The sequence below is a fragment of the Microbacterium sp. AG157 genome, assembly GCF_003385695.1.
GTDB classification, from domain to species: Bacteria; Actinomycetota; Actinomycetes; order Actinomycetales; family Microbacteriaceae; genus Microbacterium; species Microbacterium testaceum.
On sequence record NZ_QRDK01000001.1, the window covers coordinates 469,180 to 490,241 of the forward strand.

18 protein-coding genes are annotated in these 21,062 nt (G+C 72.1%); 10 read left to right on the forward strand and 8 right to left on the reverse strand.

Annotated features, from left to right (window positions below):
- Window positions 1-43: 43 nt before the first annotated feature.
- The 4 genes from DEU35_RS02325 to mtrA form a co-directional block, all read right to left on the reverse strand.
- Window positions 44-712: a phosphoribosyltransferase family protein gene (locus DEU35_RS02325; RefSeq protein ID WP_116238488.1), complete on the reverse strand. Its 669-nt coding sequence runs from the start codon at window positions 710-712 to the stop codon at window positions 44-46.
- A 90-nt stretch (window positions 713-802) separates the two neighbouring features.
- Window positions 803-2,461 carry an LpqB family beta-propeller domain-containing protein gene (locus tag DEU35_RS02330; protein ID WP_103211063.1) on the reverse strand — a complete coding sequence of 553 codons (1,659 nt, stop codon included), beginning with the start codon at window positions 2,459-2,461 and terminating at the stop codon, window positions 803-805.
- Window positions 2,458-4,143, reverse strand: a complete 1,686-nt coding sequence (gene mtrB / locus DEU35_RS02335; protein ID WP_103211065.1) for an MtrAB system histidine kinase MtrB — start codon at window positions 4,141-4,143, stop codon at window positions 2,458-2,460. The genes DEU35_RS02330 and mtrB overlap by 4 nt, the downstream gene beginning before the upstream one ends.
- Before the next feature lie 7 nt (window positions 4,144-4,150).
- On the reverse strand, window positions 4,151-4,831 hold the full coding sequence (gene mtrA, locus DEU35_RS02340; protein WP_103211067.1) for an MtrAB system response regulator MtrA: 681 nt from the start codon (window positions 4,829-4,831) through the stop codon (window positions 4,151-4,153).
- A 164-nt stretch (window positions 4,832-4,995) separates the two neighbouring features.
- On the opposite strand from mtrA, the gene DEU35_RS02345 reads away from it, so the two are divergent.
- The 8 genes from DEU35_RS02345 to DEU35_RS02380 all read left to right on the forward strand — a co-directional run bounded on the left by DEU35_RS02345 (window position 4,996) and on the right by DEU35_RS02380 (window position 15,299).
- Window positions 4,996-6,381, forward strand: coding sequence for a glycerophosphoryl diester phosphodiesterase membrane domain-containing protein (locus DEU35_RS02345; RefSeq protein WP_116238489.1), 1,386 nt, complete (start codon window positions 4,996-4,998; stop codon window positions 6,379-6,381).
- Between the two features lie 11 nt (window positions 6,382-6,392).
- Window positions 6,393-7,031: a DUF4129 domain-containing protein gene (locus DEU35_RS02350; protein WP_147301815.1), complete on the forward strand. Its 639-nt coding sequence runs from the start codon at window positions 6,393-6,395 to the stop codon at window positions 7,029-7,031.
- A complete protein-coding gene (locus DEU35_RS02355) occupies window positions 7,028-8,206 on the forward strand; it encodes a DUF4350 domain-containing protein (protein ID WP_116238491.1) in 1,179 nt (392 codons plus the stop codon). The genes DEU35_RS02350 and DEU35_RS02355 overlap by 4 nt, the downstream gene beginning before the upstream one ends.
- Complete coding sequence (locus DEU35_RS02360) at window positions 8,203-9,210, forward strand: MoxR family ATPase (protein ID WP_116238492.1); 1,008 nt, start codon at window positions 8,203-8,205, stop codon at window positions 9,208-9,210. The genes DEU35_RS02355 and DEU35_RS02360 overlap by 4 nt, the downstream gene beginning before the upstream one ends.
- Window positions 9,210-10,511: a DUF58 domain-containing protein gene (locus DEU35_RS02365; RefSeq protein WP_116238493.1), complete on the forward strand. Its 1,302-nt coding sequence runs from the start codon at window positions 9,210-9,212 to the stop codon at window positions 10,509-10,511. Before DEU35_RS02360 ends, DEU35_RS02365 begins: the two co-directional genes overlap by 1 nt.
- A gap of 125 nt (window positions 10,512-10,636) precedes the next feature.
- Window positions 10,637-11,659 carry a 3-oxoacyl-ACP synthase III gene (locus tag DEU35_RS02370; RefSeq protein WP_116238494.1) on the forward strand — a complete coding sequence of 341 codons (1,023 nt, stop codon included), beginning with the start codon at window positions 10,637-10,639 and terminating at the stop codon, window positions 11,657-11,659.
- Window positions 11,656-14,343: an alpha/beta fold hydrolase gene (locus DEU35_RS02375; RefSeq protein WP_116238495.1), complete on the forward strand. Its 2,688-nt coding sequence runs from the start codon at window positions 11,656-11,658 to the stop codon at window positions 14,341-14,343. Before DEU35_RS02370 ends, DEU35_RS02375 begins: the two co-directional genes overlap by 4 nt.
- Window positions 14,340-15,299, forward strand: coding sequence for an NAD(P)-dependent oxidoreductase (locus DEU35_RS02380; protein ID WP_116238496.1), 960 nt, complete (start codon window positions 14,340-14,342; stop codon window positions 15,297-15,299). Before DEU35_RS02375 ends, DEU35_RS02380 begins: the two co-directional genes overlap by 4 nt.
- Window positions 15,300-15,574: 275 nt before the next feature.
- Here the strand turns inward: DEU35_RS02380 and katG are convergent, their stop codons facing one another.
- From katG to DEU35_RS02395, 3 genes are all read right to left on the reverse strand, one after another.
- Window positions 15,575-17,827 (reverse strand): catalase/peroxidase HPI, encoded by a 2,253-nt coding sequence (katG, locus tag DEU35_RS02385; RefSeq protein WP_116238497.1) that lies wholly within the window; start codon window positions 17,825-17,827, stop codon window positions 15,575-15,577.
- Window positions 17,824-18,285: a Fur family transcriptional regulator gene (locus DEU35_RS02390; RefSeq protein ID WP_116238498.1), complete on the reverse strand. Its 462-nt coding sequence runs from the start codon at window positions 18,283-18,285 to the stop codon at window positions 17,824-17,826. The genes katG and DEU35_RS02390 overlap by 4 nt, the downstream gene beginning before the upstream one ends.
- A 104-nt stretch (window positions 18,286-18,389) precedes the next feature.
- Window positions 18,390-19,385: a stage II sporulation protein M gene (locus tag DEU35_RS02395; RefSeq protein ID WP_116238499.1), complete on the reverse strand. Its 996-nt coding sequence runs from the start codon at window positions 19,383-19,385 to the stop codon at window positions 18,390-18,392.
- Between the two features lie 16 nt (window positions 19,386-19,401).
- Between DEU35_RS02395 and DEU35_RS02400 the strand changes: the two genes are divergently transcribed.
- The gene (locus DEU35_RS02400) at window positions 19,402-20,232 is read left to right on the forward strand and encodes an RDD family protein (RefSeq protein ID WP_103206487.1); all 831 of its coding nucleotides are present in this window, start codon (window positions 19,402-19,404) and stop codon (window positions 20,230-20,232) included.
- A gap of 25 nt (window positions 20,233-20,257) precedes the next feature.
- On the opposite strand, the gene DEU35_RS02405 is transcribed toward DEU35_RS02400, so the two are convergent.
- Window positions 20,258-20,464, reverse strand: coding sequence for a DUF3499 family protein (locus DEU35_RS02405; RefSeq protein ID WP_103206488.1), 207 nt, complete (start codon window positions 20,462-20,464; stop codon window positions 20,258-20,260).
- A gap of 147 nt (window positions 20,465-20,611) precedes the next feature.
- On the opposite strand from DEU35_RS02405, the gene DEU35_RS02410 reads away from it, so the two are divergent.
- On the forward strand, window positions 20,612-21,046 hold the full coding sequence (locus tag DEU35_RS02410; RefSeq protein WP_258027855.1) for a hypothetical protein: 435 nt from the start codon (window positions 20,612-20,614) through the stop codon (window positions 21,044-21,046).
- The last annotated feature ends 16 nt before the right edge of the window (window positions 21,047-21,062 follow it).

Consider the following 21,062-nt stretch of genomic DNA (forward strand, 5'->3'; position numbering starts at 1 on the left):
TCGCCTTCAGTCATCCCCACGCTAGTAGTCCGACACCGCCATGTCACGTCTCAATCACCCGGGATTCACCAGGGAAGTCCCTTAGTCGCGGCGTGTGCGCGAGCGCCACGGCGAGGACCTCGGCCGCTCCCGCCGCGCGCAGAGCGCGTGCCGCCTCGGCCAGGGTCGCCCCCGTCGTGACGACGTCGTCGACGACGACGACCGTGCCTCCCGCGACCGGTCGACTGACGAACGCTTCTCGCACGTTCTCGCGTCGCGCGCGCCGACCGAGCCCCCTCTGGTCGCGCGTCGCACGGACGACGCGCAGCAGCCGCCGGTGCCTCCACCCGGCACGCTGCATCAGCACGTCGAGCGGTCGGAACCCGCGGCGACGAAAGGCCGCGCGCGTGCCCGGGATCGTGGTGACGAGAGCGCCGGCGGGCACCGAGAGCCGCAGCACCTCGTCCAGCGCGGGAGCGAGGTCGCGCGCGAGGGAAGTGCGACCCTCCTCTTTGAGCGCGCGGACGACGCGGGCCGCAACACCGTCGAAGACGAGGGCGCTCGTCACCGCCAGCCCCGGCTCGATCGCACGACGGATCGGCTGCGGGGCCAGGGCGTCACGGCATCCGGAGCAGAGATCGGAGTCGACCACGCCGCATCCCGCGCACGAGACGGGCAGCCAGAACGTCACGGCATCGCGGAAGGAGGAGGAGAGAACGGCGCGGAACGACATGGACCCAGCGTGCCGGGGCCGACGAGGGCATGCCGGTTCGGCGGCCCCCTCCGGGGAGAGAAGACCGCCTCTCCCCGGTGGGGAGGAGTCTCAGGAGGTGGTGCCCTGCTGGGCGGCGAGCACGCGGATACCGGTGGCCACCAGAGTCCACGAGCTTCCACGACGGCTGTAGAGACGACCGGCGTCGTCGAGTACGCGCACGCTCGTGCTCCCGGCGGCGAGGGTGGTCGCGCCATCGGGGGCCGCGGCCTCGGTCCCTCGTCCGCCCACGTTGAGCTCGCGCAGACGGCTGGCGCCGTCGACGTCGGCCAGGACGCCCACCGTCGTGTCGTCGAGCCAAGCCAGGTCGAAGGCCCCCTGTTGCGAGAACGACAGCACGTGCGGAACGCCGAGATCGACCTCGCCGCCCTCGCGCTGGATGCCGGCGACCCACACCTCGCGTGTGCCCGAGACCGTGACGATCGCGGCCACCCGCGTCCCGTCGCGCGAGATCTGCATCGCGGTGATCTCGGAGGCGTCGGGCCAGGCATTGCCGACGTTGCGCGGCACGCCCTCGGCGGAGATCGTGCGCAGCTGCGTCGGCGCGGAAGCGGGCACGCTCCAGATCGCCCCCTCGGCGTCGATCGTGGGGGCGATCAACCCGGGACGATCGTCGAGCAGGAAGGTACGCCCATCCGCCAGCGCACTCGCCACGGCGCCCTGCTGCGTGCGGACCGCCGCGAGGCTCCGGTCGGCCTCGAGCTCGACCGCGGCCGGGGCGAGAGACTCGATCGCCTCGGACAGTCCGCCGAGCGATTCCACCGTGTCTCCGGCGAGCGCACCGAACGCGCCGGCGGTGGTCAGCACGGCAGGAGAGGGATCGACCCGGGTGACACGCACCGACACCTCGGACGCGGGTACCGGGGTGCCCTCCACCGTCATCTGCACTTCGCTGATGCCGGCCGTGACCAGGCTCTTGGACAGTTGCGTCTGCATGCGGTCGAGCGTCGTGCGGTCCAGGCTCAGGGCGGTGCGCGGCAGCTGCACCTGGGCGACGCCGCTGGAGGACAGCGTCACCGAACGCCCCACGAGCGACAGCTCGTCGGGGAACGCCGTCTTGACCGCGCCGGCGAGCCACGCGCTGGGCTGCCCGTCCACCAGGGCGGTCGCCACGCGGCTCGCCACCAGCGCCCGCGGGAACCACCGCACATCGGGGACGATGAAGCTCCACGTGGGATCGAAGTACGCGATGGATGCCGACTGGTAGACGGTCGGGAACACCTCCTCGTACAGCACGACCCCGTCGGGTGCCGACGTGATGCGCCACTGATCGTCGACGCGCGCGAGGGTGAACGAGAGGGATTCCGCGGTGCCCGAGGCCGTCGGGGCATAGGCTCCGTTGGCATCCACCCCCGCGACCGTGGTGAGCGCGACGGTCACTCCGGTGCCGTCGGCGTTCGCGGCGGCGCGGCGATCGGCGAGGCGGTCGATGGTGACGCGGGCGCGGGGATCCCACTGGGTCCCGGACGCCAGGAAGAGCTTCGCCGTGGCCCAGTCGTCGGCGGGGCCGGAACCGGCACGCAGGAACCCCTCCACGATCTCGGCGGGAGAGGCGTCGTCCTGCGGTCCGTCGGGGACGAAGGCGAAGGCCTGCGTGTCGTCGACCTGGGGGCCGCGCCCGGGATTGACGTAACCGGAGGTCGGAAGGCCCGTGCACGCGGTCAACGCGAGCACCAGGGCGAGACCGACGAGGGCGAGAGCGCGTCTCATGTCGTCTTCCTCACTCCGGGTCGGGTCGAGATGGGCTGTGTGAGGCCCAGGGCTTCGAGGGCCCCGCCCTGCTCGTCGTCGGGGACGAGGGGCAGGGGCGAGCTGCTGACCGGCTGACCGGCGCGCGGCAGGGTGAGCACGAAGTTCGAGCCGCGTCCGGGCTCGGACCAGACCGACAGGGTACCGCCGTGCAGCTTGGCGTCGCCGAGGGCGATGGACAAGCCGAGGCCCGTGCCGCCGATGGTGCGCACGCGCGAGGGGTCGGCGCGCCAGAAGCGGTCGAAGACGCGCTCCACGTCGTCGGGCTGCATGCCCAGGCCGAAGTCGCGGACGCCGAGGGCCACGGCATCCCGGTCGCTGTCGACCGACACCACGATCGGGCGTCCCTCACCGTGCTCGATCGCATTGCCGAGGAGGTTGCGGACGATCCGGCGGACGCGCCGGGCGTCCATGTCGACCGGGGTGTAGCCGCCCGGGGCGACGAGGCGCACGTCGGAGCCGTGGCCCTCGGCGAGCTGCTCCATGGAGAGGATGACGTCTTCGGCCAGATGGGCCAGGCTCGTCGCCTCGAGCTCGAGCTGGACCGAGCCCGCGTCGTAGCGGCTGATCTCGAGCAGGTCGGTGAGGAGCACCTCGAAGCGCTGCACCTGCGCGTGCAGCAGCTCCGCGGCGCGGCCGGTGGCGGGATCGAACTCCTCGCGCTGGTCGTTGATCATGTCGGCGGCGAGCTTGATCGTCGTCAACGGCGTGCGCAGCTCGTGCGAGACGTCCGAGACGAAGCGCTGCTGCACGAGCGAGAGGTCGGCGAGCTCCTTGATCTGCGACTCGATGCTGTCGGCCATCGCGTTGAAGGAGCGGTTCAGGGTCGCGAGCTCGTCCTCGCCGCGCACCGGGAGCCTGACGCCCAGATCCCCTGCCGCGAGCTTGGCGCTGGTCTCGGCGGCATCCGCGATCGGAGTCGTGACGGATCTGAGGACGAACCAGGCGATGGCGCCGATGAGCAGCACGAGGACCAGGCCCACGACCCACAGCAGCACCTGCACGAAGGCCAGGGTCTGCGAGGCACTGGTGAGGTCGTACCCCATGTACAGCTCGTACGAGTCGACCCCGTCCTCCGCGGGGAAGCGCAGTTGATGACCGACCAGGATGCCGGGAACCTCACGGCCGTCGTCGGCGGGAAGCGCCACGGACTGCCACCACTGCAGGTCGGGGCTCGACTGCACCTGCGTGCGCAGGGCGTCGGTGACCATACGGGACTCGAAAGCCGGGGAGATGAAGGGTTGCGGAGCCAGCGGGGAGGGCGGGCCGATGCGGTACAGGGCGATGAGATCGCTCGAGGACTGCTGCGACAGGCGCGTCGCGATACCGTTCATGAGCGTCTGCGCCGCGGCCGGATCGGTCGAGTCGACGGCGGCGTCGAGGGTGGCCTGTGCCGCGGCGGTGGCGCGCTGCGCCTCGAGCAGCACCTGGTCCTTACGGGCCGTGAACAGTTCGTTCTGGATGACGAGCGCCATGGCGATGCACGTGACGAGGATCGTCGCGGCCGTCAGCGTCACCGTGAGCACGATCGTGCGGAAGCGCAGCGAGCGGCGCCACAGCGTCGCGAGGCGATCGCGCACGACGCGCCAATCGCGCCATCCTCGAGCCCGCGGCCGCGGGAAGGTGCGCACCGCGCCCGTCATGAGGAGATCAGGCCACCGCGCCGGCGCGGTAGCCCACGCCGCGCACGGTGGTCACGATGCGCGGGTTGTCGGGGTCGGCCTCGATCTTCGCGCGCAGTCGCTGCACGTGCACGTTGACCAGGCGGGTGTCGGCCTTGTAGTGGTAGCCCCACACCTGCTCGAGCAGCATCTCGCGCGAGAACACCTGCTGCGGTTTCTCGGCCAGCGCGACGAGGAGCTCGAATTCCAGAGGGGTGAGGGCGATCGGGGCGTCGCCGCGACGGACCTCGTGCGCGGCGACATCGACGACGAGGTCGCCGATGCGCAGGGTCTCGTCGACCGGCACCTGCACCGGACGCAGGCGCGTTCGGATGCGCGCGACGAGTTCTTTCGGGTTGAACGGCTTCATGATGTAGTCGTCGGCGCCCGACTCGAGACCCTTGACCACGTCGGCCGTGTCGGTGCGCGCCGTGAGCATGATGATCGGCACGCCGGACTCCGCTCGCACGCGCGTGCAGATCTCGATGCCGTCCACGCCCGGGAGCATGAGGTCGAGCAGGATCAGGTCGGGGCGCTCGGTGCGCCAGGCGTCCACCGCCTGCGCGCCGTCTGCGCAGAACACCGTTTCGAATCCCTCGGTGCGCAGCACGATGCCGATCATCTCGGCCAGCGCGGTGTCGTCATCGACAACCAGGATCCGTGAAGTCATTCGGGTGTACGTCTTCCGTCTCGAAACCCGCTCGGGGACGGGCACTACGCCCCGGGTGGGGGCACGTCCCATCGAGAGTAGTCGACCTGCCTGCACGACAGGCGTACGTGTCGGGGGTGTGTGACACGATGAGGGCACCGCCATGTGACGAGGAGGGGCCCCACATGACCGCGTACCCGTCTTGGACCCCGGCATCGCGCCCGGGGATCGTTCCGCTGCACCCGTACGGGTTCGGCACCATCTTGGGCCGTTCGTTCGTCGCCCTGCGTCACAACCCCAAGGTGCTGCTGGGTTTCGCCCTCGTCGTCCAGGCCGTGGCCTACATCGTCGTGACGGCGGCGATCGCCGGGGTGGCGATCGCGAGCTTCTCCCGGCTCGACACCGTCCCGTACGGCAGCGACGACTACGACGCGATCATCGCGGGCTCGATCGCCCTCACCGCCATCGCCGCCCTGGTGCTCGGCATCCTGTCCGGGGTTCTGGGCGTCGTCGTGCAGGGCATCGTGGTGGCCGAGGTGGCGCACGCGGTGGTCGCGGAGAAGCCCTCCCTCAGGGCCGTCTGGGCGCGGGTGCGTCCGGTGTTCTGGCGCCTGGTCGGCTACAGCGCGCTCACGGTCGGTGCGGTGGTGCTGCTCGTCGGGGTCCTCGCGGGGATCGTCGCGCTGCTGGTCATCGCCGCGACCTGGGTCGGCGCGCTCGTCGGCGTGCTGTTCTTCCTGGCGCTCATCCCGCTGTACCTCTGGTTGACGCCCAAACTGTTCCTCGTCCCCTCCGTGATCATCCTCGAGCGCGCCCCCGTCTTCCGGGCGATCGCTCGATCGTGGCAGCTGACCCGTGGACGCTTCTGGTCGACGCTCGGGGTCGTCGTGATCATCTCGGTGGTCTTCGGGGTCGTGGCGCAGATCATCTCGCTGCCCCTGAGCCTGTTCGGGGGCTTCGTCCCGTCGATCATCGCGCCGACCGGCGAGAGCGGAGCCGGCGCGCTCGTCGGCCTCATCGTCGTGCAGGTCGTGGGGCAGTTCGGGATCCTGCTGGTTCAGTGCATCGCTCTCGTCGTGCAGTCCACCTCCGCCGTCCTCGTGTACGTCGACGCCCGCATGCGTGTCGAAGGCCTCGACCACGACCTGCAGTCCTACGTGGAGGCCCGCGATTCCGGCGCAGCCGAGCTGCGCGACCCCTACCTCGTGGGTGTGGGCCGGGTCGTCGAGCGCCCCGCCCCGGTGCCCTACGGCGCTCCGCCGGCGTTCGCGGGCTACGGCCCCCCGGCGGGGAACGCGGGGTACGGCGCTCCCGCGACGGGAGGGTACGCCGCTGCACCGCGAGGGTATGCGGCCCCCCGACCTGTTCCGGGCTACGCACCATCGGCTCCCGCAGCCGCCCCGACGCCTCCCCCGTACGCGGCGCCGGTCACTGCCCCCGCGCCGCAGGCCTACCCCGCTCCCCCCGTGCCCCCCGTCGCGCAGGACTCCCCCGCGGCCCCGCCCGCGCCGGGCGCCCCCGACCGCGCGCAGACGACATGGGCCGCCCCCGGCTCGAACGGCGACGCGTGATCCTCACGGCCATGGCAGCCGCCTTCCCGCTACTTCCCGACCCCGACCAGGCCCGGGACTGGGCCGAGCAGGAGCTCGGCGACCCCGTGTACCAGGCGGCCGAGCCGAACATCGTCGACCGTATCTCCCAGGCCATCGGGAAGTTCCTCGAAGATCTGCTGCGTGTCCCCGACAACGACGGGTGGGGTCCGTCCGCTCTCGTCGTGCTGGGCATCATCGTCGTCGCGCTGATCGTCGTCGCTCTTCTCATCTGGGGCCGACCGCGCCTGTCGACGCGCGCCTCGGAGCCGGCTCGCGCGCTCTTCGACGACGACGACGGCCGCTCCGCCGACGACCTCCGCGCCGACGCGACGGTCGCGGCCGACCGGGGCGAGTGGGACGACGCGATCGTGCTGCGATTCCGCGCTTTCGCGCGCGGCCTCACCGAACGCGGGCTCGTCGATCCGCCTCCCGGCGCCACGGTCCGCGCCTTCGCGCGCGAGACGGCGACGGCGCTGCCCGCCCTCGTCCCGCTGCTCGACCCGGCCGCCACGACGTTCGACGACATCCGTTACCTGCGCCGCCCCGGCACCCGTGAGCGCTACCGACAGGTCGCCGACCTCGACGATGCCGCCGTCCGCGCGCGCGTCGTACCGGTGGCATCCCGGTGAGCGCGCCGACGGCCTCGGCCGCCCCGATCCGTTCGCGCCGGAGATCCGCCCTCGGCTGGGCAGCCCTGTGCGCGGGTCTCCTGCTCGCCGCTCTGATCGGCGGCACCCTCGTCTACGGCGGGTACACCCAGCGCGCGATCTTCGACCCCGACTCGGCCGGCCCGGATGGAACCCGCGCGGTCGTGCGAGTCCTCGAGAGGCAGGGTGTCACCGTCACGATCGCTCGCGACCGTGCCGCCGCCGAACGCGCCCTCGCCGACGGCGACGCCACCCTCGTCCTGCGCGATGCCCCGATGCTGTCGGACGACGCGCTGCGGGAGCTCACCGACCGCGCGCAGCACGTCGTCCTCGTCGAACCCCGGTCTCGCGCGCTGGAGGTGCTCCTCGACGGCTCCGCGCTCGGCGGCTTCTCCCCCGACGCGTCCGCAACCCCCGAGTGCACCGTCGCCGCGGCCTCGAACGCCGGAACGGCCCGCGTGGGCGAGCTCCTGCGCCCCGGAGACGGTGTCCAGGGCTGCTACCCGGTCGACGGCGAGTTCGGGCTTCTGCAGTCCGAAGGAACGGACGGCCGGACGGTGACCGCCCTCGACGGGCTCTCGGTTCTCACGAACACGGCCCTCCCCGTCGACGGGAATGCCGCTCTCGCCCTCGGCGTGCTCGGACAGACCGACAGGCTCGTCTGGTACGTGCCCGCCCTCTCCGACGCCGACCAGAATACGGCCGCCCCGACCCTCGGCGACCTCACTCCCGCGTGGGTGACTCCCGCCATACTGCTGCTTCTGACCGCCGCTCTCGCCGCCGCGATCTGGCGAGGGCGCCGCTTCGGGCCGCTCGTGGCCGAGCGCCTTCCCGTCACCGTCCGCGCCACCGAGACCACCGAGGGCCGCGCGCGCCTCTACGCCTCGTCGAAGGACGCTGCGCACGCGCTCGACGAGCTCCGCCGTGCCGCCCGGGCGCGTCTGGGTCGCCTTCTCGGCCTCACCGCCCGAACCTCCCCGCACGAGGTCGCCGATGCCGTCGCCCAGAGACTCGGCGCGGACCGCGCGCGCGTGCGCGGCATCCTCGTCGACGACCTCCCCCGTACCGACCGCGAACTCGTCGCGGCGGCCGACCGCCTCCGCGATCTCGAAGAGAGCGTGCGCGCCGCCGTCCGAACCGAAGGGACCACACGATGACCGACAGCCCCGAGACCCCCGCAGCCGCGGCCTCCGTCGCGCCGAGCGACGACCACGCGCAGCTGCGCGACGCGATGCACCGCGTGCGTCTCGAGGTCGGCAAAGCCGTCGTCGGCCAGGACGGCACGATCACCGGCCTCCTCATCGCGCTCCTCTCCCGCGGGCACGTCCTGCTCGAGGGTGTCCCCGGCGTCGCCAAGACGCTGCTCGTGCGGTCCTTCAGCCGTGCGCTCGGACTCGACACCCGCCGCGTGCAGTTCACCCCCGACCTCATGCCGGGAGACGTCACCGGCTCCCTCGTCTACGACGCCCGCGCCGGCACCTTCGAGTTCCGGGCCGGCCCCGTCTTCACCCACGTGCTGCTGGCCGACGAGATCAACCGCACGCCCCCGAAGACGCAGGCGGCGCTGCTCGAAGCCATGGAGGAACGACAGGTGTCATCCGACGGAGAGAGCCGGGCACTCCCCGATCCGTTCCTCGTCGCCGCGACGCAGAACCCCATCGAACACGAGGGCACGTACACGCTGCCCGAGGCACAGCTCGACCGCTTCCTCCTCAAGCTCGTCGTGGATCTCCCCGGTCGCGATGCCGAGGTCGACGTTCTGCGTCGCCACGCCGCGGGATTCGACCCCCGCCGTCTCGACGACGCCGGTGTCGCGCCGGTCGTCACGGCGCCCCAGATCCTCGCGGCGCAACGCGCGGCGGCATCCGTCGCCGTCGACGACGACCTGCTCGGCTACGTCGTCGACCTCGCCCGCGCGACTCGGCAGAGCCCCTCCGTGCTCGTCGGGGTCAGTCCCCGCGCGTCCACCGGCCTGCTCGCCGCCGCCAAGGCGTGGGCGTGGCTGAGCGGGTATCCCGCGATCACGCCCGACCACGTGCAGACCATGCTCGTGCCGGTGTGGCGCCACCGCATCCGGCTGCGTCCCGAGGCGGAGATCGAGGGCGTATCGGTGGATGCCATCCTCACCTCCGTCCTGCAGCAGACCCGCGTTCCCATCTGATGTTCGTCACCGGCCGTCTCGCCCTGCTCGTCGCCCTCGGCGTCGTGCCCCTCGTGCTGTTGAGCACGGCGGGGCTCTCCGCGTGGGCGGTCGCCGGCGGGTGGGTGCTGCTGTGCCTGGTGCTGGCGGTCGTCGACACCCTGCTCGCCGCCGACCCGCGCCGGGTCGAGATCACCCGCACGCACCCCGAGCGGGCGCTGCGCGACGAAACCGTGGCCGGAGAGCTGCGCGTGCGCAATCTCGGCACCCGTCTGCTGCGCGCCCGCGTGCGCGACGCGTGGCAGCCGACCGCCGGGGCGCCGGCCGAGCGGCAGCGCTTCACCGTGCCGCCCGGAGAGAGACGCTCCGCGCCCCTGCCGTTGCGCCCTCGCCGTCGCGGCGAACTGCGCAGCGCCTTCGTCGCCGTTCGCGCGGCGGGACCCCTGGGGCTGGCCGGTCGCCAGGGCGTCATCGACGCCCCCGGCCGGATCCGCGTGCTCCCGCCGTTCACGTCGCGGCGGCACCTTCCGTCACGCCTGGCCCGGCTCCGCGAGCTCGACGGCAACACGAGCCTGCAGGTGCGCGGTCAGGGCACCGAGTTCGACAGCCTCCGCGAATACGTGCGCGGCGACGACGTGCGCTCGATCGACTGGCGCGCGACCGCCCGCGCCGGCACGACGATGCTCCGCACCTGGCGCCCCGAGCGGGACCGGCACGTCGTGATCGTCATCGACACCGGGCGCACGGCCGCGGCTCGCGTGGGCGACGGGGTGCGCCTCGACGCCGCCATGGAGGCGGCGCTGCTGCTGTCGGTGCTGGCCACCCGCGCGGGCGACCACGTGCACCTGCTGATGTTCGACAGACTGCCGCGGGCGCGCGTGACGCGGGTCGACGGAGGCCCCCTGCTCCCCGCCCTGGTCGACGCCATGGCGCCCGTCGATCCGCAGCTGATCGACACCGACTGGGATGCCGCGCTCGCGCACGTCCGCGGGTTCGCCGTCCGCCCGGCCCTCGTGGTGCTGCTCACGGCGGCCGACGATCCCGAGGCGGCCCGCGCCTTCCTCGCCTCGCTTCCCGCGATCGCCTCCCGCTCGCGCCTGCTGGTCGCCACGGCCACCGACGGGCCCGGGGAGACCCCCGCCCACCGGGATGCTTCCGACGTCTACGCCGCCGCCGCCGCCGAGCGCGCCCGGCACGACGCCGAGCGCGTCGCGGCGGCGATCGTGCGCGCCGGCGGCGATGCGGTGTCGGCGTCGGCAGACGACCTTCCCCCGCTCGTCGCCGACCGCTATCTCGCGTTGAAAGCGGCCGGTCGGCTGTAGCACACCCGCTCCCCATGCAGCCCGCGACATATCTCGCGGCTTATCCTGGGGGGTACCCTTCCAGCCGTCAACGCGTCCCCTCCGCGCCCGGCTGCGCCGTCTACGCACAGGATGCGGGAGATCTCTTGCCAGGTAACGCCACCACGCACTTCGACGATGTGGCTCTCGTTTCGGTGGCGAGCGTCTTGCCCAGCCGCGTCACGACGTCCGACGACATCGAGGAGCGCCTCGCCCCGGCGCTGCAGCGACTGAAGCTCAAGCCGGGTCTCCTGCGCCGCGTCGCGGGCGTCAACGAGCGTCGCAACTGGGCGGAGGGCGAGTCCTCCGACGAAGCCACCATCGCCGCGGGAAAGCAGGCCCTCGCCGAGGCGGGGGTCGACCCCGGCGAGATCGGGCTCATCATCAACACCTCGGTGACGCGCAAGCACCTCGAGCCTTCGGTGGCCGTGCGTCTGCACCACGGTCTGGGTCTGCCGAGCTCGGCGATCAACTTCGACGTCGCCAACGCGTGCCTCGGTTTCATCAACGGCATGAGCCTCGCCGCCGGCATGATCCAGTCCGGCCAGGTCAAGTACGCCCTCATCGTCAACGGCGAGGATGCCGACGAGATCCAGGTCAACACGATCAACCGCCTGGTGCGCGAAAACCTGGATCGTGACGCGTTCATGCAGGAGTTCGCTTCCCTGACGCTTGGTTCGGGAGCCGCAGCCGCCGTCCTCGGCCGGGCGAGCGACCACCCCGAGGGCCACCGCATCGTGGGCGGGGTCACGCGCGCCGCGACCCAGTTCTACGACCTCTGCGTCGGCAGCGTCGACGGCATGTTCACCGACGCCAAGGCTCTGCTCAAGGGCGGCCTCGACCTCGTCGTCTCGGCGTGGAAAGAGGCGAAGGGCGAGTTCGCGTGGACCGGCATGGACCGCTACATCACGCACCAGGTCTCGTCAGTCCACACCTCGGCGATCGTCCGCGCGGCCAAGCTCGACCGCGAGCGCGTCCCGGTGACGTACCCGAGCCTCGGCAACGTGGGTCCCGCCTCGATCCCGATCACGCTCGCCGCCGAGCAGAAGACGCTGCGTCGAGGCGATCGCGTCCTCCTGATGGGAGTGGGCTCCGGACTGAACACCGGGATGCTGGAGCTGGCCTGGTGAGCTTCCCGCGCGTCACGGGACCGCAGGCCGTTCTTCCCCCGGCGGGCCTGCCCGGGCTCGATCCGGCCCTGTCGCGCCTCGTGAGCGTCGACGGCGTGCTCGCCGACGCGGGAGCCACACGCCGGTGGCACGTGCTCGACACCGGCGACGCCCTGGCCGAGCGCGGCTTCGAGCCGATCGGCACGATCGTCGCCGTGCACGGCAACCCCACGTGGTCGTACCTCTGGCGCGCTCTCGTGAACGCCTCGCTCGCGCGCGCCGAGGGGGGAGCGGCCGTCTGGCGCGTGGTGGCCGTCGACCAGCTCGAGATGGGCTTCTCGGAGCGCTCCTCGCTGCGACGCACCCTGGCTCAGCGCATCGCCGACCTCGACGCCCTCGTCGAGCAGCTCGGCATCCGGGGTCCTGTCGTCACCATCGGTCACGACTGGGGCGGACCCGTCTCGCTCGGCTGGGCCGTCGAGCACCGCGATCGCCTCGCCGCCGTCGTCGCGCTCAACACCGCCGTCCATCACCCCGATGGTGCGGCGCTCCCCTTCGCCCTGCGCGTCGCCACGGCCCGCGGCATGCTCGCTGCCGGGACGACGGGCACCACGGCGTTCCTCGACACCACCCTGGCCCTGGCCGAGCTCGATCCCGGGGTGAAGGCCGCCTTCCGCGCCCCGTACGCGACCGTCGCCCGGCGACGCGGCATCGGCGGTTTCGTCGCCGACATCCCCGCGACCCCCGACCACGAGAGCACCCCGGCCCTGCACCGCATGTCGTCGGGCCTGCGCGAACTCACCGTGCCCGCCCTGCTTCTGCGCGGCCCTAAAGACCCGGTGTTCGGCGAGGACCACCTCGACGATCTCACCGACCGACTGCCGCAAGCCGACGTGCATCGTTTCGAGGGCGCCGGACACCTGATCGCCGAGGAGCGCCCCTACGCCGACGTCGTGCTCGACTGGCTCGATGAGAAGGTCGTGGATGCCGTGACGCCCGCGACCCGTTCGCGTCGCTCGGCCGCCGCGAGGCGTGCAGCCGCCGCGCCCGCGCCCGAGACTCCCCCCGCGCCCGGGGATGCGTCGGGTCACCTGTGGGACGCCCTCGACGCGCGCCGCGACGACGACGACACCGCCGTCATCGACATGACCACCGACGACGACGGAAACCCGTTGCGGGTGAGCTGGCGCCAGCTGTCCGCTCGCGTCGACGAGCTCGCCGCGGGCCTCGACGCCTTCGGCGTGCGCGCGGGCGACCGCGTCTCGCTGCTCGTGCAGCCCGGCCCCACCCTGACCGCCGCCCTCTACGCGTGCCTGCGCATCGGCGCCGTGGTGGTCGTGGCCGACCGGGGTCTCGGCATCCGCGGCCTCTCCCGTGCCGTACGCGGTGCGATCCCCGACGTCGTGATCGGCGAGGTCGCGGGGCTCGCGGCCGCGCGCGCCCTGGGGTGGCCGGGGCGCCGCATTTCGTCTGCGGCTCTTCCGGCGGTCACCTCCCGCGCCCTGGGTGTCGAGGCGAGCCTGTCCGACCTCGCCCGCGCCGGACGCGGTCGTGCCGTGCCCGCTCCCCCCGCCCCGGAGGCCGAGGCCGCGGTGCTCTTCACCTCCGGCTCGACGGGACCGGCCAAGGGCGTCGTCTACACGCACGCCCAGCTCACGGCGCTCCGAGACACCCTCGCGGCGCATTTCGACGTCATCGCCGAGACGGGTCTCGTCACCGGTTTCGCCCCCTTCGCCCTCCTGGGGCCGGCCCTGGGCACGCGGTCGGCGACGCCCGACATGGACGTCTCCGCCCCGCGCACCCTGACGGCGGTCGCCGTGGCCGCGGCCGTGCGCGCCTCGGACGCGCGGATCGTCTTCCTCTCGCCCGCCGCCGTGTCGAACGTCGTCGCGACGGCGTCGGCCCTCACCGCCGACGATCGCGTCGCTCTCGAGGGCGTCGAGACGTTCCTGTCGACCGGGGCTCCCGTGAGCGTCGACCTGCTCCGCCGCGCGCAGGCGCTCATGCCGAACGCGACGGCCCACACCCCGTACGGCATGACCGAGTGCCTGCTCGTCGCCGACGTGACGCTGCCCGAGATCGAACAGGCGCAGGGCGACCGGGGCGTGTGCGTCGGTCGGCCGCTCGGCAGTGGTCAGGTGCGCATCTCGGCGATCGACGCCGATGGTCGCGCCTCGGGCGAACCCTCGACGGAGCCGCGAGTCACCGGCGAGGTCGTCGTCTCGGCGCCCCACCTCAAGCGCGGATATTTCCGCCTGTACCTCACCGATCGCGAGGCCCAGCGCGGCCTGCCCGACCGCTGGCACCGGACCGGAGACGTCGGCCACCTCGACGCCGAGGGTCGCCTGTGGATCGAGGGGCGCCTCCCGCACGTCATCACCACCGCCGAGGGCCCCGTCACCCCCGTGGGCATCGAGCAGGACGTCGAGACGGTCCCCGCGGTCGAGCGCGCTGCGGCCGTCGGCGTGGGCCCCCGGGGCAGGCAGGTCGTCGTCGCCGTGGTCGAGGCGGGCGTGCGGCGCCCGGGGTTGGCATCGCCCGACCTGACCGATCAGGTGCGCGCGGCGACGGCGCAGCGCCTCGCGGCCGTGCTGGTCGTCCCGACCTTGCCGACCGACATCCGCCACAACTCCAAGATCGACCGCTCGCGTCTCTCGGCCTGGGCCGGGCGTGTGCTCGCCGGCGAGAAGCCGACGGCGCAGTGAGAGTCCTCGCCACCGGGTCGTCCGGGTTCCTCGGCCGCGCGGTCGTGCGCGCCCTGCAGGACGCCGGCCACGAGGTGCGCACCCTGCAGCGCCGACCCTCCGGCGTCGACGGCGCCGACGACAGGCGGGGGTCCGTCACGGATCCGGATGCCGTGGCCTCAGCGCTCGAGGGAATCGACGGAGTCGTGCATCTCGCGGCCAAGGTCTCCCTCGCGGGCGACCCCGCCCAGTTCCGCGCGGTCAACCTGGAGGGCACCCGCATCCTGCTCGATGCCGCCGCCGCCGCGGGCGTCTCACGCGTCGTGCACGTCTCCTCCCCCTCCGTCGCGCACGCCGGCCACGCCCTCGCGGGTGTGGGTGCCGAGCCCGCGGATCCGGATGCCGCGCGCGGCGAATACGCCCGTACGAAGGCCGAGGCCGAGGTTCTCGCTCTCTCGCGCGCCGGCGGAGACACCGCCCTCGTGGCGGTCCGCCCGCACATCGTGTGGGGCCCGGGCGACACGCAGCTCATCGAGCGCGTCGTCGCGCGTGCCCGGCGGGGCACCCTGCCCCTGCTCGACGGCGGCACGGCGCTCATCGACTCCACGTTCGTCGACAATGCGGCATCCGGCATCGTGGCCGCCCTTCATCGCGTCGATGAGGTCAGCGGCCGCGCGTACGTGCTCACGAACGGCGAACCCCGGCCGGTCGGCGACCTGCTCGCCGGGATCTGCCGCGCCTCGGGCGTCACCCCGCCGCGCTTCAGCGTGCCCGCGGGCGTGGCCAAGGCGGCGGGGTCGCTGATCGAGCGGGTGTGGGCCGTGCGCCCGGGACAGGACGAGCCGCCGATGACCCGATTCCTCGCCGAGCAACTCTCGACCGCGCACTGGTTCGATCAGACCGAGATCCGCCGCGACCTGCACTGGGCGCCCTCGGTGTCGATCGATGAGGGTCTTCGCCGCCTGTCGCGCGCCTGAGCCGCGGCATCCGGGGTCTCCCGTCGACCCCCGTGTCCCCTTTTTCGCAAAGCATGTCCCGAAAAGGGCCGCCTGAGGAGCACTCAGGCAGCCGTAAATGGGACATGGTCGGTGCGTCCCGCTTCGCGCAGAGCATGTCCCGAAAAGGGCCGCCTGGCGCGCACTCACGCCACTCGCGCAGCCGGACACGTCACGCGCACCGACGACGGAAGGCCCGCCCCGCGAGGGGACGGGCCTTCCGCGTGCCGCGACGACCGAGCCGCAGCGAACCGTTCTCAGACCAGGTCGAACCGGTCGAGCTCGGTGACCTTGCGCCAGGCGGCGACGAAGTCGCGGACGAACTTCTCCTTGGCGTCGTCGGAGGCGTAGACCTCCGCGAGCGCGCGCAGCTCGGAGTTCGACGAGAACACCAGGTCGACGCGCGTGCCGATCCCGACCTTCTCGCCCGATCCGTCTTTCGTGCCCTCGAAGGCGTGCTTGCCGCTGTCCAGCGGCTTCCACGTCGTTCCGAGGTCGAGGAGGTTCGCGAACACATCGTTCGTCAGGGCGCCGGGGGTGTCGGTGAAGACGCCCCAGTCGCTGCCGTCCCAGTTCGCGCCGATCGCGCGTAGGCCGCCGACGAGCACGGTCATCTCGGGCGCGGTGAGGGTCAGCAGGTTCGCCTTGTCGAGCAGCAGGAACTCCGCGGGCAGGCGCGCCTCGCGCGACGCGTAGTTGCGGAAGCCATCGGCGATCGGCTCGAGCCAGCGGAACGACTCGATCTCGGTCTGCTCCTGCGAGGCGTCGGTACGCCCCGGGGTGAAGGGCACCTCGACCTCGACGCCACCGGCGCGGGCGGCCTGCTCGACACCGGCGTTGCCCGCCAGCACGAGCAGGTCGGCGATCGAGACCTTCTTGTCGCCCTGCGCGTCGAAGGCGGCCTTCACGCCCTCGAGGACGGAGAGCACGGATGCAAGCTGCTCGGGGTTGTTGACCGTCCAGCTCTTCTGCGGCTCGAGGCGGATGCGCGCCCCGTTCACGCCACCGCGCTTGTCACTGCCGCGGAAGGTCGAAGCGGCGGCCCAGGTCGTGGTGACCAGCTGCTGCACCGACAGTCCGCTGTCGAGGATCTGCTGCTTGAGGGCAGCGGCATCCGCCTGATCGATCAGCTCGTGGTCGACGGCGGGCACGGGGTCCTGCCACACGAGCACCTCGGCGGGCACCTCGGAGCCGAGGTAGCGCTCACGCGGGCCCATGTCGCGGTGGGTCAGCTTGAACCAGGCGCGGGCGAAGGCATCCTGGAACGCGGCCGGGTCCTCGGCGAAACGGCGCGAGATCTTCTCATACGCCGGGTCGACGCGAAGCGCCAGGTCGCTGGTGAGCATGCGGGGCTCGCGGCGGCCGTCGGAGTGCGCCTCAGGCACGAGGCCTTCGCCCCCGCCGTTGACCGGACGCCACTGGTGCGCGCCCGCGGGGCTCTGGAAGAGTTCCCACTCGTAGGCGAAGAGGATGTGGAAGAACTCGTTGTCCCAGCGGGTGGGGTGGTAGGTCCAGGTGACCTCGAGGCCGCTGGTGATGGTGTCATCGCCCTTGCCGGTGCCGTGGCTGTTCTTCCAGCCCAGGCCCTGGTCGTTGATGTCGGCGGCTTCGGGGTTGGGGCCGACGTGCGAGTCGCTCGCCGCACCGTGGGTCTTGCCGAACGTGTGACCCCCGGCGATGAGCGCCACGGTCTCTTCGTCGTTCATGGCCATGCGCCCGAACGTCTCGCGGATGTCGTTCGCCGATAGCTGCGGGTCGGGGTTGCCGTTGGGTCCCTCGGGGTTGACGTAGATCAGACCCATCTGGACCGCGGCGAGCGGCTTCTCGAGCTCGCGGTTGCCCGTGTAGCGCTCGTCGCCGAGCCACGTGGTCTCGGGACCCCAGTACACGTCGTCGTCGGGCTCCCACACGTCGGTGCGGCCACCGGCGAAGCCGAAGGTCGGGAACCCCATGTCCTCGAGCGCGACGTTGCCGGCGAGGATCATCAGGTCGGCCCACGAGATGGACTGGCCGTACTTCTTCTTGACAGGCCAGAGCAGACGGCGCGCCTTGTCGAGGTTGACGTTGTCGGGCCAGCTGTTCAGCGGGGCGAAGCGCTGCATGCCCGCGCCCGAGCCGCCGCGACCGTCGGTCACGCGGTAGGTGCCGGCGCTGTGCCAGGCCATGCGGATCATGAGCGGCCCGTAGTGGCCGAAGTCGGCGGGCCACCAGTCCTGCGAAGTCGTCATGACCGCTTTGAGGTCCTGCTTGACGGCGTCGAGGTCGAGCGCCTCGAACGCGGCGCGGTAGTCGAAGCCCTCGTCGAGCGGGTCGCGCAGCGCGTTGTTCTTCGCGAGGATCTTGACGTTCAGCGTCTCGGGCCACCACACGCGGTTGGCGGACCCCTGGGTCGGGTGCGGCAGGGCGCCGGCGGGCTCGCTGTCGGCGGGGGCTTCGCCCACGGGCAGTCGGTTGTCGTCGGGGGCGGCTCCATCGTGGAAGACGGGGCACCCGTTCAGAGCGTCGCTCATCGGGATCCTCTCGGTTTTTCGGCTTCGGACGTCGCTCGACAATCGGAGCACACGCCCCAGAACGTCACTTCAGCGGTCTCTATGAGAAAGCCGCTGCCCTCCGGCATGTGCAGGCACGGCGCCGCACCGACGACGCAGTCCACGTCTTCGATGCGGCCGCACCCGGTGCAGACCACGTGGTGGTGGTTGTCCCCCACGCGCAGCTCGAACGTGCCGGCGTGACCGGCCGGCTCGATACGGCGCGCGAGTCCCGCGTCGGCGAAATCGCCGAGCGCGTTGTACACCGACTGCTTGCTGGTGCCGGGAAGGGCACCGCGGATCCCGTCGAAGACGTCGTCCGCGGTGGCGTGCGGCCGGGCACGCAGGGCCTCGAGGACGGCGACACGGGTCGCCGTCACCCGTAGACCCGCGTCGCGGATGAGGGCATCCGCGGGAGCGTCCGGTCGACTGTCGAGCATGCGATCAGCGTAGCGTCTTTTGACTTAATCAAAAATGACACGCCGGAGAACGATCGGAAACGTCGTCCGCAGCCGTCCGAGACGGTCTCGGCATCCGGATGCCGTCATCCCGCCGTCAGCGTAGGAGTCCCGGCCTCGTATTCGGTGAGGTCACCGGTCTCACCCGCGCGCGCCGCGCGGCGACCGACCCAGAGCATGTAGAAGAGGAAGACGCCGAGAGCGAGCGCTCCGATGGCGATCTTGATCTGCCACGGCCACTCGCGCGGGGTCACGAACCCCTCGACGAGTCCCGAGAGCGCGAGGGCGAAGACCAGCCCCACGGCCACCGTCGCAAGCGATCGCCCCGCCGCGGCGAGCGCCGCCGCCCGGGAGCGCCGCCCGGGAGCGACCCAGGCCCAGAAGATCTGCAGTCCCGCCGCGCCCGCGACGAAGATCGCGGTGAGCTCGAGCAGACCGTGCGGGAGGATGAACTGGAAGAACAGGTCGCCGCGGTCGAACGAGAACATGATCGCCGCGGAGGTTCCCACCCCGATGGCGTTCTGCATCATGACGGCGAGCGGCCACAGGCCCGTCACGCCGAACAGCACGCACTGCGCCGCGATCCAGGCGTTGTTCGTCCAGACGGACCCGGCGAAGATCGCATTCGGATTCTCGCGGTAGTAGTTCACGAACTGCTCGTCGGCGTAGTTCTGCAGCTGACTCTTCTCGCCCAGGGCCGCGACGGCCGCGGGATCGCCCGAGATCCACAGGGCGACGAGGCTCGAGACCACGAGGAAACCGACCGTGACGGCGAGGGTGCTCCAGCGCACGCGGTAGAGGGCGGCCGGCAGCTGCAGCACGAAGAAGCGCGGCACCTGCTTCAGGACGTTGTCACGGACGCCCGTCAGGCGCAGGCGCGTGCGCGCGAGCAGGATCGAGACGTGGTCGCCCTCGGGAGTGCGCCCGGCGGAGGTCTTGATGTCGGCGAGATCGGCCGAGGCGGCGCGATAACGGGTGACCAGCTCGTCGACGTCGGGACCACTGAGACGTTTGCGTCGGCCCAGTTCATCGAGCCGCGCCCACTCGTCGCGGCGGGCGGCCGTGAGGGCATCGAGGTCCATGTGGTCAACTGTACGCATGGCTTCGTCGACGACCCCCTCCCCCGCGGTCGCCCTCGTGCACACGGACGCGGACGAGACGCTCACCGGAGAGGCCGTCGCCCTCGACGTGCAACCCGTCGGCTTCTTCCTGCGCGCCCTCGGAGCGTTCATCGACTTCCTGATCGGCGCCGTGCTCCTGATCGGCGGAGCGCTGCTGCTGACGACGATGGTCGCGGCCGGAACCCTGCCCGAGGCCGCGATCCGCATCGGCGTGATCTCGCTGCTCGTGCTCGTGACCGTCGTGATCCCCACCACCGTCGAAACCCTCTCGCGCGGGCGGAGCCTCGGGCGCCTCGCCGTGGGCGCGCGGATCGTGCGCACCGACGGCGGGGCCGCAGGGTTCCGCCAGGCCCTCATCCGATCCCTCACCGGGGTGCTCGAGGTGTGGTTCACCCTCGGCGCGATCGCGGCGGTCGTCGGCATGTTCACCCCGCGCGCTCAGCGGCTGGGCGACCTGCTCGCCGGCACCGCCAGCGAGCGCACCCGCACCCGCCGCCTTCCGCCCCCGGCACCGGGCCTGCCGCCCGGCTGGGAGTCGTGGGCAGAGATCGCCGACGTCTCGCGACTGCCCGACCGCCTCGCCGCTCGCGTCGCGCAGTTCGTGCGCGGGGCCGACGCCCTCGAGCCCGCCGCGCGCGCCCGGGTCGCGGCATCCCTCGCCGAGGCGGTCCGCCCCTTCGTGTCGCCGATCCCGCCGTCCGACGACGAAGGACTCGTCCGCGCTGTCTCGTCGGTGCGCCGGGATCGCGAGTACCGCGCGCTGCTGCTCGAGAACGAGCGCGCCGCTGCCCTGACCGAGCGCGCCTGAGCGCCCCGAGCGGGAGCGCCGCGCGTCAGGTGCGAAGCGTCTCGTGTCGCACGACGACCCAGCCCTTGGGCACCGACAGGCGGTCGGCGTGGATCGCGCAGAGGTCGTGCGCGTGCGGGTCGCCCGCGGGGCCGAGGGGGCCGAGGGCCGCCATCTGGTCGCCGTAGTCGTAAGTGAGGGTGCTCATCGCCTCGCGGGCGCATCCCACCTTCGAGCAGAGTCTGTCGCGCATCGCGGGCCAGCCTAGCCAGCCCCTCCGACACCGCTTCGACGCCGCGCCGCCGGATCCGGGATGCCGCGCCCCGCCGCCGCAGGGGACCCACGGTCCGCCTCAATGCACGGCACGACCGAGCCGGCCCCTCGAACGTAGGATGGGCGCATGATGCGTCGCCGATCCCGGGAAGCGCGGCCGGTGGCCCGCCCCTCGCGACACGGTCGCCACGGCCGCGAGAACCGCAGCCCCGTCGTGCGCCCCCCGCTGCCCCCGATCGACACGCGTGTCGAGCGCTTCGACATCGCCGTCGGGGCCGCAGCCGAGTTCCTGCGCTCGGCGTGGACCGACTTGCGCGAGGTGTCGTTCGAGATCGGGATCATGCCGCCCGCGGCTGCCGACGGCATCCCGCGGTGGACGGTCCTGCGCGAAGAGAAGCGCATCATCCTGTACCGGGTGCCCATCGAACGCCTGGGCCACCCCCACCTCGACGACGACCTGCACCGCCGCATGATGATCGAGGGTGCGGTCTTCCGCGCCGCGGCCGAATACCTCGATCGCGACCCGTGGGACCTCGGTCCCGAACGGTTCCGCTTCTTCTGACCCGCGCCGGGCGAGC

Coding starts and splice junctions, on each gene's coding strand:
- DEU35_RS02350 (WP_147301815.1), top strand. CDS start 6,393: ATGGCAGCCGCCTTCCCGCTACTTCCCGACCCCGACCAGGCCCGGGAC.
- mtrB (WP_103211065.1), bottom strand. CDS start 4,143: ATGACGGGCGCGGTGCGCACCTTCCCGCGGCCGCGGGCTCGAGGATGG.
- DEU35_RS02345 (WP_116238489.1), top strand. CDS start 4,996: ATGACCGCGTACCCGTCTTGGACCCCGGCATCGCGCCCGGGGATCGTT.
- DEU35_RS02330 (WP_103211063.1), bottom strand. CDS start 2,461: ATGAGACGCGCTCTCGCCCTCGTCGGTCTCGCCCTGGTGCTCGCGTTG.
- DEU35_RS02390 (WP_116238498.1), bottom strand. CDS start 18,285: ATGCTCGACAGTCGACCGGACGCTCCCGCGGATGCCCTCATCCGCGAC.
- DEU35_RS02360 (WP_116238492.1), top strand. CDS start 8,203: ATGACCGACAGCCCCGAGACCCCCGCAGCCGCGGCCTCCGTCGCGCCG.
- DEU35_RS02410 (WP_258027855.1), top strand. CDS start 20,612: ATGATGCGTCGCCGATCCCGGGAAGCGCGGCCGGTGGCCCGCCCCTCG.
- DEU35_RS02365 (WP_116238493.1), top strand. CDS start 9,210: ATGTTCGTCACCGGCCGTCTCGCCCTGCTCGTCGCCCTCGGCGTCGTG.
- DEU35_RS02325 (WP_116238488.1), bottom strand. CDS start 712: ATGTCGTTCCGCGCCGTTCTCTCCTCCTCCTTCCGCGATGCCGTGACG.
- DEU35_RS02405 (WP_103206488.1), bottom strand. CDS start 20,464: ATGCGCGACAGACTCTGCTCGAAGGTGGGATGCGCCCGCGAGGCGATG.
- DEU35_RS02395 (WP_116238499.1), bottom strand. CDS start 19,385: ATGGACCTCGATGCCCTCACGGCCGCCCGCCGCGACGAGTGGGCGCGG.
- mtrA (WP_103211067.1), bottom strand. CDS start 4,831: ATGACTTCACGGATCCTGGTTGTCGATGACGACACCGCGCTGGCCGAG.
- katG (WP_116238497.1), bottom strand. CDS start 17,827: ATGAGCGACGCTCTGAACGGGTGCCCCGTCTTCCACGATGGAGCCGCC.
- DEU35_RS02400 (WP_103206487.1), top strand. CDS start 19,402: ATGGCTTCGTCGACGACCCCCTCCCCCGCGGTCGCCCTCGTGCACACG.